Origin of the sequence: Achromobacter pulmonis, assembly GCF_002885955.2 — a bacterium.
GTDB lineage: Bacteria > Pseudomonadota > Gammaproteobacteria > Burkholderiales > Burkholderiaceae_B > Achromobacter > Achromobacter pulmonis_A.
Genome location: NZ_POQS01000003.1, coordinates 120,013 through 129,740, shown reverse-complemented (window position 1 = coordinate 129,740; position 9,728 = coordinate 120,013). Strand labels below are relative to the sequence as shown.

Genomic DNA, 9,728 nt, shown 5'->3' with positions numbered 1-9,728 from the left:
ATCCACCTGGTTGACGTTTTTCCTGGCCTCCTGGGCCATTTCGTTCTCGCCCGGCGCGGGCGCGATCTCGGCCATGTCTTCCGGGCTGAAGTACGGGTTCGCGCGCGGCTACTGGAACACGGCCGGCCTGATCATGGGCATCCTGTTCCAGTTCGTGGTCGTGGCCGTGGGCCTGGGCGCGGTGCTGGCCACCTCCGAGATGGCCTTCAACGTCGTCAAGTACCTGGGCGTGGCCTACCTGATCTACCTGGGCGTGCGCCAGATCCGCACCGACGCGGCGCCGGTCACGGTCGACGCCGGCGACCCCAAGCTGGCCTCGGTGCGTGAGCTGGTGCTGCGCGGCTTCCTGATCAACACCATGAACCCCAAGGGCACGGTGTTCCTGCTGGCCGTGGTGCCGCAGTTCGTCGACACCGCGCTGCCGCTGACGCCGCAGTACGCGGCGCTGGCGGCCACGCTGGCGTTCACCGACCTGGTGGCGATGGGCGTGTACACGCTGCTGGCGGCGCGCGTGCTGCGCATGCTGCGCGACGCCAAGCACATCCGCTGGATGAACCGGACCTTCGGCTCGCTGTTCATCCTGGCCGGCGTGTTCCTGGCCTCGTTCCGCCGCCATTCCTGAACCCTTGCGCGGGGCATGCGCCGGCGACGGCGCATGCCCCGCGCGCTTTCGTGCCCGATACCGGACCGCGCCGGGCGATGCAACGGCGCTGAGTAAAATCCACCGATCATGAACATCACCCAAGAAGTTGCGCGGCGCCGTACGTTCGCCATCATTTCCCACCCTGACGCAGGCAAGACCACACTGACCGAAAAGCTGCTGCTGTTCGCAGGCGCGATCCAGATCGCCGGCAGCGTCAAGGCGCGCAAGGCCTCGCGCCACGCTTCTTCGGACTGGATGGAGATCGAAAAGCAGCGCGGCATTTCCGTGGCGTCCTCGGTGATGCAGATGGAGTACCGCGACTGCGTCATCAACCTGCTCGACACCCCGGGCCACCAGGACTTCTCCGAAGACACCTACCGCGTGCTGACGGCGGTGGACGCCGCGCTGATGGTGATCGACGCGGCCAACGGCGTCGAGCCGCAGACCATCCGCCTGCTGCAGGTCTGCCGCGCCCGCAACACGCCCATCATCACCTTCATCAACAAGATGGACCGCGAGGTGCGCGAGCCGCTGGAACTGCTGTCCGAGATCGAGGGCCACCTGGGCATGGACGCGGTGCCGTTCTCGTGGCCGGTGGGCATGGGCAAGGCCTTCGGCGGCGTGTTCGACATCCGCCGCGACCGCATGCGCGTGTTCCGCCCCGGCCAGGAGCGCCGCTCGGACAACGACGACTTCATCGAAGGCCTGACCAATCCCGAGATCGCGCGGCGCTTCGGCTCGGCCTTCGAGCAGGCCAGCGGCGAGATCGAACTCATCAACGAAGCCGCGCCGGCCTTCGACCGCGACCAGTTCCTGGCCGGCAAGCAGACCCCGGTGTTCTTCGGCTCGGCCATCAACAACTTCGGCGTGCAGGAAGTGCTGGACGCCCTGGTCGACCAGGCGCCGCCCCCGGGCCCGCGCACGGCCCTGCAGCGCGAGGTGCAGCCCGAGGAGCCCAAGTTCACCGGCGTGGTGTTCAAGGTGCAGGCCAACATGGACCCGGCGCACCGCGACCGCGTGGCGTTCGTGCGCGTCAGCTCCGGCCGCTTCGAGCGCGGCATGCGCCTGAAGGTCGCGCGCACCAACAAGGAAATGCGGCCCAACAACGTCGTGTCCTTCCTGTCGCAGCGGCGCGAACTGCTGGACGAGGCCTATGCCGGCGACGTGATCGGCATTCCCAACCACGGCGTGCTGCAGCTGGGCGACGTGCTGACCGAGGGCGAGACGCTGCAGTTCACCGGCCTGCCGTTCTTCGCGCCGGAACTGTTCCAGGCGGTGGAAGTGAAGGACCCGCTGCGCACCAAGCAGCTGCGCACGGGCCTGACGCAGCTGGGCGAGGAAGGCGCCATCCAGGTGTTCCGGCCCGAGGCCGCCGGCGGCGCGCTGCTGCTGGGCGCGGTCGGCCAGCTGCAGTTCGAAGTGGTGGCCCACCGCCTCAAGACCGAGTATGGCGTGGAGGCCCGGATGCTGCCGTCGCGCTACACAATGGCACGTTGGATTACTTCTGAAAACCCCAAGGCGCTGCGCAAGTTCATGGATGCCAATGCAGCCCATATCGCCTATGATGTGGTGGATGCGGCGGCGTTTTTGATCGGTTCTCCCGCGCAATTGCGCGTTGCCGAAGAACTGTATCCCGATGTGAAATTCCACGCCATGCGCGAGCACGGCGGCAAGGTTTTCGGAGACAAAGCGTAGGCCCGTTGGGGTTCCGCATGGCAGATGAGGGTAGCAATGTCTTGGCGTTTTTTATTCGCAACGCTCCTGGTCGCGCTCGGCGCGTCCGCCTGGGGCGGCATACAACTGGGTGACTGGCTGGTGGCGCATGCGCCGACCGCCGCGCCCGCTCCTGGCCAGGACACCCTGGCCTCGCAGCAGCCGGTGCTGGACGCCAATGGCCGTCCCTACGTGGCGCAGCCGCCCCAGCCCCGCATCGACGGCACGCTGGGCGTGCCGGACAAGCCCGCCGACCGGCAGTGGCAGGTCAACACGGTGTCGCTGTTCGACAGCGTGAGCGATCCTTCCGTGAAGATCTCGCGCGAGCGCATCAGCCCCGAACAGGCCCGCGAAATCGCCGCGAACTCGCAGGTGCCGCTGCCCTCGGGTCCGTCGGACGTCAGCACGCTGGACCTGCAGGCCCCCGGCACCTCCGCCGCCATCAACGGCGGCCAGATGCAGGCCGGCGGCTACGGCACGACCCAGATGGTGCAGGCGCCCCCGCCGCCGAATTCCTCGCAGGCGCCCGGCGCGCCGGGCTGGCAGGACGCCCTCAAGCGCGAACTGGCGCACTGCGCCACCCAGGGCTTCTTCGAGCGCCCCTCCTGTTCCTGGGCCGCGCGCAACAAGTACTGCGGACCCAACCGCGCCTGGGGCACCATGGCCGAATGCCCGGCCCGCCCCTGACGGCGCGAACCCGACCCTCCATGAAAAATGGCGCCCACCGGGCGCCATTTTCTTATCCGCGAGCGGCGATCATTCCGGCACGGACATCTGGCTCTGCAGGTAGTTCTGCAGGCCGACCTTGTCGACCAGCTCGATCTGCGTTTCCAGGTAGTCGATGTGCTCTTCGGTGTCGTCCAGGATGTCCTGGAACAGGTCGCGAGAAACGTAGTCGCGGACCGACTCGCAATGGGCGATCGCTTCCTTGACGGTGGCCTGGGCGGCCTGTTCGAGCTTGAGGTCACAGGCCAGCAGCTCGGGCACGTCCTCACCGATCAGCAGCTTGTGCAGGTCTTGCAGATTGGGCAGGCCGTCCAGCATGAAGATGCGTTCGATCAGACGATCGGCATGCTTCATCTCGCCTATGGATTCTTCGTACTCGTGCTTGCCCAGCTTGTCGAAACCCCAGTGGTTCAACATGCGGGCATGCAGGAAATACTGGTTGATGGCCGTCAGCTCGTTGGTGAGTTGCTTGTTCAGAAACTGGATGACGGTTTTATCGCCTTTCATGATGGACTCCTTGCAGTCAGGCGCGACGCGAATGCATCGCGACAAAGGAGCGCACGATGCCGCGCGTACGCAACCCCGGCAGACTACCATTTGTGACGTGGCCAAAGCTACCTTTGCCCTGCATTTGGTAAACCGCTTTAGGAGCACGACCATAAAGCGATAGGCCAATGAGAATGAGTATGCGTGCGGCTTGGCGGCCCGCGGAATACGGGTCGGCCACTGCGGAGTTCAGCCGGCGCGCCGCGTCGCCAGCCAGATGCCGAAGGCGATCGGCACGATGCCCAGCAGGTCCAGCCACGACACCGCTTCGCCCAGCACCAGCCAGCCGAACAGCAGGCCCAGCGGCGGCATCAGGAAATGCAGCGCGCTGGCCGAGGTGGCGCTGGCGCGCCCCAATATCATGAACCACAGGTAGTAGCCGCCCATCGACACGGCGACGATCATGTAGGCCATGCTCCAGAAGAGGCTGGCCGTCAGGTGCGCGTCGCCCAGGCTCTCGCTGGCCAGCGCGAACGGCAGCAGCGCGGCCGCGCCGGCCAGCGACTGGATGCCGGTCGAGGTCCACAGACCGGTGGCGGGCGCAAGGCGCTTGTAGAGCAGCGTGCCGGCCACCAGCGCCGCCAGCCCGCCGGTGACCAGCAAAGTGCCGTGCAAGTCTTCCTGCATGCCCGACAGCCGCGAGCGCAGCACCAGCGCCACGCCGGCCAGCCCCAGGCACAGGCCGGCCAGCTTGCGCCAGCCCAGCCGCTCGCCCAGCACCGGCCCGGCCAGCACGCCGATGAGCAGCGGATTGGTGCTGATCAGCACGGCGGTGAAAGCCGAGGACACCGTGGTCATGCCCGACCAGCTCAGTCCCAGGTACAGGGCGTTGTTCAGCACGCCCAGCAGCACCAGAACCGCCAGGTCGCGCGCCGGCGGCAGCCGCCAGCGCCCGCCCGCCGCGGCCAGGCCCAGCATCAGCGCGCCGGCGATCAGGAAGCGCAGGGTCAGCAAGGTCAGCGGCGGACAGTCGCGCACCGCGATCTTGGCGGCCGCGAAGGCCGAGCTCCAGAGCAGGCAGAACGCCGCGATGGGCAGCCAGCTCAGGCCCGGCGCGGCGGGCAGGGCGTTGGAGGACAAGGTGGAGACGGCCTTCATGGGAGATCCGAAATAGCGCGAACGATGGAGCGATTCTGCGCGGCGGCCGATCCATTGACAAACTCTTTATTCGGATCGAAAGTATTTGAAAATCAGATGCTTCGGGTGCGCCAATGGATCTCGATCTGCTCCATAGTTTCGTGTCGGTGGTCGACGCCGGCGGCTTTACCGCGGCCGGCGAACGCGTGCACCGCAGCCAGTCCACCGTCAGCCAGCAGATCCGCAAGCTGGAGGAATCGCTGGACTGCGCCCTGTTCGTGCGCGAAGGCCGGCAGGTCTCGCTGACCGAGGACGGCGAGCGCCTACTGGGCTACGCCCGGCGCATGCTGGCGCTATCGACCGAGGTGCGCGAGGCGGTCAGCGGCCGCAAGCGCGTGGACGTGATCCGGCTGGGCATCCCCGACGACTTCGCCGCCGACTCGCTGGCCGCCGTGATTTCGGAATTCGCGCGTTCGCAGCCCGGCGTGCGGCTGTCGGTGCGCTGCGACCTGACCGCCGCGCTCGTGCGCGGCCTGGAACGCGGCGACCTGGACGTGGCGCTGGTCAAGCGCGAGCCCGGCGTCGGCCGCGCCGCGGCGGCCTGGACCGAACATCTGCACTGGATCGGCGGGACGCCGCAGGCGCCGGCGGCCGACGAGCCGGTGCCGCTGGTGGCTTTCCCGCAGGGCTGCATCTATCGCAACCGGGCGATCCACGCGCTGGAGGCCGCGGGCCGGCATTGGCGCATCGCCTACGAAAGCCCGAATCTCCTGGGCCTGCAGGCGGCGCTGAAGGGCGGGCTGGGGATCGCCTTGCTGGAGCGGCGCTGCATCGTGCCGGGCCACCACATCGTCGATGCGGAGCTGCCCGGCGTGCCGCCGACCGAACTGGCGCTGTGCGTGCCCGACGCGGGACGCGCGCCGGTGCGCCGGCTGGCGACGGTGATCGAGGAGTTTTGCGAGAAGGAAATGACGCGGCCCGCCGCAAGCTAGCAGCGAGCCGGGAGAGGAATCCGCCGTTTAAGCCGTGGCGACGAGCGCGATGGGGAAGCTGCTGTTGGCAGCGGGCGCGCCCGGTTCGGCCACGGTGGCCGGCGGATTGACCGGAACGGCAATCGAGCGCACGTCGCACACACTGGAGCAGCGGCCGCCCGGCAGGTATTCGGCGGCGGTCGCCGCGCAGCAGCCGCAGCACGTGGCCACGCCCAGCTCGAATTGCAGGTCGGAAAGCGTCGTCGCGCCGGCGTCCACGCTGGCGCGGACTTGGCGTTCGGTGATGGCATTACATACGCAAATGTACATGAGAATAATTATCGAAAATTATTCAATAACTGACAAGTCCCAGGCGTAAATAAATTTGCAACCAAAGTGTCACGCAAGTGCTTGAAATCAGGGACGAATTCGAATTTATCCGTCCCTGATTTCAGCGGGCGGCGGCCTGGGCCTTGCGCAGCGCGGCCGGCGCGATCCGCAGCGCCTCGCGGTACTTTGCCACCGTGCGGCGGGCGATGACGATCCCCTGATCGGCCAGTTTTTGGGTGATCTGGCTGTCGGACAAAGGCTTGGCGCGGTTTTCCTCGGCCACCATCTGGCGGATGAAGGTCTGCACCGCGGTGGCCGAGGCGGTGTCCCCGCCCTCGGTGGCCACGCCCGTGCCGAAGAAGCGCTTGAGTTCCAGCGTGCCAAACGGAGTGAGCATGTACTTCTGTGTTGTGGCGCGTGAAATCGTGGATTCATGCAAGCCCAGCTCGCCCGCGATGTCCTTCAGGATGAGCGGCCGCATGGCGCCCGGCCCCTGGCTGAAGAATGCGGTCTGGTGCTCCACGATGGCCTGGGCCACCCGCAGGATGGTGTCGAAGCGCTGCTCCACGTTGCGGATCATCCAGCGGGCCTGCTGCAGCTGGGCCTGCAGGCCGGCGTGCGCCGATTCCTTCTGGTTGCCCAGCATCTGGGCGTACAGCCCGTTGATCTGCAGCCGCGGCACGGCGGCGCTGTTCAGGGTGGCCTGCCAGCCGCGGCGGGTCTTGCGCACGATGACGTCGGGCACCGCGTAGTCGGCGGCGGGCACGGTCCAGGCCCGTCCGGGACGGGGTTCGAGCCGCAGGATCAGGGCATGCGCGGCGCGCACCGTGGCTTCGTCGCAGCCCACGGCGGCGCACAGCCGGGCGGTGTTGCCGGTAGCCAACAGCGCCAGGTGCTGCGCGCAGATTTGCCGCGCACAGTCCAGCACGGCGGCGTCGGCCGCCTCGGGCAGGCAGGCGAGATCGGGGTTGCGCAGTTGCAACAGCAGGCATTCGGCCATGTCGCGCGCACCGATGCCGGGCGGATCGAACGATTGCAGCAGCGACAGCGCGGCCTTCAGCTCGTCGAGGTCGGGCTCCATTTCGGCCGGCAGCCAGCCCAGGATCTCCTCCAGCGGCGAGCCCAGATAGCCGTTTTCGTCCAGCTCGTCGATCAGCAGCCCCGCCAGCGCCACGTCGCGGGCCTGCGCCCGGGTCAGGACCAGCTGGCCCAGCAGGTATTCGCGCAGTGTGTCGGGCCGGGCCGCCTCGGGCATGGAGGAGTCCTCGTCCGGATAGACGCCGCCCGAGCCGGGCATTTCCTCGGCCGGCGTTTCGCGTTCGAGCGGCGGCTCGTCGTCCTGCACGGAGGACTCGCGCTCGGACTCGGCCTGCGCTTCGGCCGGCTGGGGGTCCTCGTCGCGTTCCAGCAAGGGGTTTTCCGCGAGCACCTGCGAAATCTCGGCTTCGAGCTCGAGCGTGGACAGCTGCAGCAACCTTATGGATTGCTGCAGCTGTGGCGTCAGCGTCAGATGCTGGCCGGGTCGCAGTTCTAAAATAGGACGGGTCATAGGTACAATATTTTGCATGATGAATCTGACTTCGCCCGCAAGCGTCCGCCAGGACTGCCGCCTGATCGGCCAGACCCTGCTCAAACTGGCGCTACCCCGACTCATAGTGCGTGCGATCGTCATCGCCGTCGCCCTCGTCATCTGGTATCTGGTCGCCCAGTGGATACTGGCATTCGGCCGCAGCATGAACTATGACTTCCTGCACAGCCTGGGCCAGCCGACCGTGGACATGGTGCAGAAGGTCAACCCCTACCTCTGGTGGGCCGTCGCCGCCATCTGGTCTCTGATTGTATTTTTCACCGTCCGCGCCTGGCTGTCCGCCAGCCTGGCCGCCGGCAGCGCCACGCCGGTGGACACCGACGTGCTGGCCGGCCTGGCGCCGCAGCTCTCGGATGAATCCCTGGGCGTGCTGCGCTGGACCTGGGGCGACCGCCAGGAACCGTTCACCGTCGGCGACCTGCGCCGCTCGCTGTCCGAACTGCGCCACCGCCGCATCGACAAGATCGCGATGGTGGCCGACCAGGCCGCCATCCTGGACAATCCGGCGGCGGCCGCCGGCCGCGATCCCGGCGAAATCCGCCGCCAGCCGCGCACCGACCACTACGTCGAACCGCGCATCGGCGGCCCCGCCGACTGAAGCCGCGCAGGCCGCCCACGGGCGGCCTGTTCGTTTCAGGCAGCCGCCAGCCGGCCGCTCCTATACTCGGACTCCAGGCTCGCATAACCGCCGGCCGCCTTCGCATCGACTCCAACCGACCGGCAGCGCAGACCTGCCGGATGCGCGGCCCGCCCCCTGGAGTTTTTTTCATGCATTTCTCTCCCAGCCGGTACGCCGCCGGCCTGCTGCTGGCCTGCTCGGCCGCCTTTGCCTGCGGCGCCGCCGGAGCCGCCGAATGGCCCGACAAACCGATCACTTTCGTCGCCCCGTTCACGGCGGGCGGCGCCAATGACCTGGTCGCGCGCATCATCGCCAAGGCGGTCGGGTCCCAACTGGGCCAGCCCGTGATCGTCGAGAACCGGCCCGGCGCCGGCGGCGTGATCGGCGCGGCGCACGTGGCGCGCAGCCCGGCCGATGGCTACACCTACCTGGTGGGCAGCAACGGCACCGTCACCAACAGCCTGATCCGCTCGGACCAGCCCTACAAGGACGACATGCTGACCCCGGTCGCGCTGTTGTCCATCACGCCCTCGGTCATCGTCGCCAACCCGTCCAATCCGGCCAAGGACCTCAAGGACTTCGTGGCCCGCGCCAAGCAGGCCAGGACCGACCGCATCACGTTCTCGACCGCGGGCAACGGCAGCACGCCGCATTTCGTCGCGGAAATGCTCAAGGAAGCCTCGGGCCTGCCGGTCGAGCCCATCGCCTACAAGAGCGGCTCGGAGGGCGTGACCGCGGTGGTCGGCAACCAGGTCGACGCGACCTCGGAGGCCAGCATCGTCACGCTGCCGCTGATCCAGAGCGGCAAGCTCAAGGCCCTGGCCACCACCTGGGACAAGCGCATGGCCAGCGCGCCGGACATCCCGACGACGGCCGAGCAAGGCTTTCCCGGCGTGCGCATCGGCCACTGGGCCGGCCTGTTCGCCCCGGCCGGCACGCCCGCCGACGTGCTGGACCGCATGAACGCCGCGGTGGACAAATCGCTGCAGACGGCCGAGGTGCGGGACGCGCTGCGCCAGAGCAGCATCGAGCCCGGCGGCGGCTCGCGCGCCAGCTTCGCCGAATTCGCCGCCAACGAACGCGAACGCCTGGGCAAGGTCGTGCAGAACGGCCACATGCAGACGCAATAAACGGCCGCGCAAACAGCCGGGGATCCATCCGTCCCCGGCTTTTTCATCGTATTTTGTTTGCGCTGCACGAAAAAATATGTTTGACTAGCAACCTATGGCCGCTTACCGCAACCCCCTCGCGATTGCTATCGGACGCTTTAACGCTCCGGTTGCCGGCCTGCGCGCTCGCACCTCCTCCATCGCGCTATCGCTATACCTACCGATCGGTTGCCGGGCCTAGTGTCCCCGTGGTAGCTCGGCAGCCACGCTTGCCACACGCGATTTTTCCCTTTTATCTCTGAATCCAGCCAGACGACGACGGTGAACCCGTCAAGGCAAACCCGCGCAGCACGCCGCAAACCGGCCGCGCAGCTTCCGGAACGACTCCGGATAGGGATTCAAAAGA

10 protein-coding genes are annotated in these 9,728 nt (G+C 67.4%); 6 read left to right on the top strand and 4 right to left on the bottom strand.

What is annotated here, in order from left to right; all coding sequences use genetic code 11:
• The 3 genes from C1I89_RS11865 to C1I89_RS11855 form a co-directional block, all read left to right on the top strand.
• The coding region (locus C1I89_RS11865) for a LysE family translocator (protein ID WP_102773513.1) at nt 1-622 on the top strand (622 nt) is incomplete at its 5' end.
• A 108-nt stretch (nt 623-730) separates the two neighbouring features.
• Nucleotides 731-2,338 (top strand): peptide chain release factor 3, encoded by a 1,608-nt coding sequence (locus tag C1I89_RS11860; RefSeq protein WP_102772987.1) that lies wholly within the window; start codon nt 731-733, stop codon nt 2,336-2,338.
• 24 nt (nt 2,339-2,362) lie between these two features.
• Nucleotides 2,363-3,043 carry a hypothetical protein gene (locus tag C1I89_RS11855; RefSeq protein WP_181390938.1) on the top strand — a complete coding sequence of 227 codons (681 nt, stop codon included), beginning with the start codon at nt 2,363-2,365 and terminating at the stop codon, nt 3,041-3,043.
• 69 nt (nt 3,044-3,112) lie between these two features.
• Here C1I89_RS11855 and bfr read toward each other — a convergent pair whose 3' ends face one another.
• Together bfr and C1I89_RS11845 are read right to left on the bottom strand one after the other, a co-directional pair.
• Entirely contained in the window at nt 3,113-3,589 is a 477-nt protein-coding gene (bfr, locus tag C1I89_RS11850) for a bacterioferritin (protein WP_102772985.1), read from the bottom strand.
• A gap of 228 nt (nt 3,590-3,817) precedes the next feature.
• Nucleotides 3,818-4,726, bottom strand: a complete 909-nt coding sequence (locus C1I89_RS11845; RefSeq protein ID WP_102772984.1) for a DMT family transporter — start codon at nt 4,724-4,726, stop codon at nt 3,818-3,820.
• 113 nt (nt 4,727-4,839) lie between these two features.
• Between C1I89_RS11845 and C1I89_RS11840 the strand changes: the two genes are divergently transcribed.
• On the top strand, nt 4,840-5,697 hold the full coding sequence (locus tag C1I89_RS11840) for a LysR substrate-binding domain-containing protein (RefSeq protein ID WP_102772983.1): 858 nt from the start codon (nt 4,840-4,842) through the stop codon (nt 5,695-5,697).
• A 27-nt stretch (nt 5,698-5,724) separates the two neighbouring features.
• Here C1I89_RS11840 and C1I89_RS11835 read toward each other — a convergent pair whose 3' ends face one another.
• Both C1I89_RS11835 and rpoN read right to left on the bottom strand, forming a co-directional pair.
• Nucleotides 5,725-6,006, bottom strand: a complete 282-nt coding sequence (locus tag C1I89_RS11835; RefSeq protein ID WP_102772982.1) for a (2Fe-2S)-binding protein — start codon at nt 6,004-6,006, stop codon at nt 5,725-5,727.
• A 121-nt stretch (nt 6,007-6,127) separates the two neighbouring features.
• Nucleotides 6,128-7,555 (bottom strand): RNA polymerase factor sigma-54, encoded by a 1,428-nt coding sequence (rpoN, locus tag C1I89_RS11830; RefSeq protein WP_440130633.1) that lies wholly within the window; start codon nt 7,553-7,555, stop codon nt 6,128-6,130.
• A gap of 16 nt (nt 7,556-7,571) precedes the next feature.
• Between rpoN and C1I89_RS11825 the strand changes: the two genes are divergently transcribed.
• Nucleotides 7,572-8,192, top strand: a complete 621-nt coding sequence (locus C1I89_RS11825; RefSeq protein ID WP_102772980.1) for a hypothetical protein — start codon at nt 7,572-7,574, stop codon at nt 8,190-8,192.
• 170 nt (nt 8,193-8,362) lie between these two features.
• Nucleotides 8,363-9,343 (top strand): tripartite tricarboxylate transporter substrate binding protein, encoded by a 981-nt coding sequence (locus C1I89_RS11820; RefSeq protein WP_102772979.1) that lies wholly within the window; start codon nt 8,363-8,365, stop codon nt 9,341-9,343.
• The last annotated feature ends 385 nt before the right edge of the window (nt 9,344-9,728 follow it).

Excerpts from the sequence above, each read along its gene's own strand:
- C1I89_RS11860 (WP_102772987.1), top strand. The coding sequence starts at position 731 with ATGAACATCACCCAAGAAGTTGCGCGGCGCCGTACGTTCGCCATCATT.
- C1I89_RS11855 (WP_181390938.1), top strand. The coding sequence starts at position 2,363 with ATGAGGGTAGCAATGTCTTGGCGTTTTTTATTCGCAACGCTCCTGGTC.
- bfr (WP_102772985.1), bottom strand. The coding sequence starts at position 3,589 with ATGAAAGGCGATAAAACCGTCATCCAGTTTCTGAACAAGCAACTCACC.
- C1I89_RS11845 (WP_102772984.1), bottom strand. The coding sequence starts at position 4,726 with ATGAAGGCCGTCTCCACCTTGTCCTCCAACGCCCTGCCCGCCGCGCCG.
- C1I89_RS11840 (WP_102772983.1), top strand. The coding sequence starts at position 4,840 with ATGGATCTCGATCTGCTCCATAGTTTCGTGTCGGTGGTCGACGCCGGC.
- C1I89_RS11835 (WP_102772982.1), bottom strand. The coding sequence starts at position 6,006 with ATGTACATTTGCGTATGTAATGCCATCACCGAACGCCAAGTCCGCGCC.
- rpoN (WP_440130633.1), bottom strand. The coding sequence starts at position 7,555 with ATGACCCGTCCTATTTTAGAACTGCGACCCGGCCAGCATCTGACGCTG.
- C1I89_RS11825 (WP_102772980.1), top strand. The coding sequence starts at position 7,572 with ATGATGAATCTGACTTCGCCCGCAAGCGTCCGCCAGGACTGCCGCCTG.
- C1I89_RS11820 (WP_102772979.1), top strand. The coding sequence starts at position 8,363 with ATGCATTTCTCTCCCAGCCGGTACGCCGCCGGCCTGCTGCTGGCCTGC.